This is a genomic window from Mesorhizobium sp. M1A.F.Ca.IN.020.03.2.1, from assembly GCF_004023205.1.
Taxonomy (GTDB): Bacteria; Pseudomonadota; Alphaproteobacteria; order Rhizobiales; family Rhizobiaceae; genus Mesorhizobium.
On record NZ_RZSV01000522.1, the window covers coordinates 1 to 405 of the forward strand.

At 66.2% G+C, this 405-nt stretch carries 1 protein-coding gene; it reads right to left on the bottom strand.

All coding sequences use genetic code 11. The features are described 5' to 3' along the window. Positions 1-272: Mur ligase domain-containing protein (locus EOA79_RS32490; protein WP_245489992.1), on the bottom strand; the 272-nt coding region annotated here is incomplete at its 3' end. Positions 273-405 lie beyond the last annotated feature (133 nt).

Below are 405 nucleotides of genomic sequence, written 5' to 3' on the forward strand. Positions count from 1 at the left end.
AGCACATCCTGCACGACGATCATCGGCGCCGTCAGCCGGCCAAGGGACGGCAGCTTGCCCTCGGCCACCACCAGCACCGCAGCGCCCGCCTTCACTGCAGCGGTTGCGAAATCGTGGCCGTCCATCGTCTCGCCCTTGATGGCGAAGAAGGCGTTGCCCGGCTCGAGGCTGCGGCTGTCGATCGAAATGCCGGTGATGCCTTCCGGCAGCGAGCCGATCGGCCTGCCGCCCATGGCCTCGACAAGCGCTTGCGACGTCCACAGCAAGCTCATGCGGCGCGCTCCTGGAGCGCCTCGCGCACTTCCTCATGATCGGAAAAGTGGAAGGTTTCGGTGCCGATCGTCTGGCCTTCCTCATGCCCCTTGCCGGCGACGATCAGCGTATCGCCGGCATGGAGCATGGCGA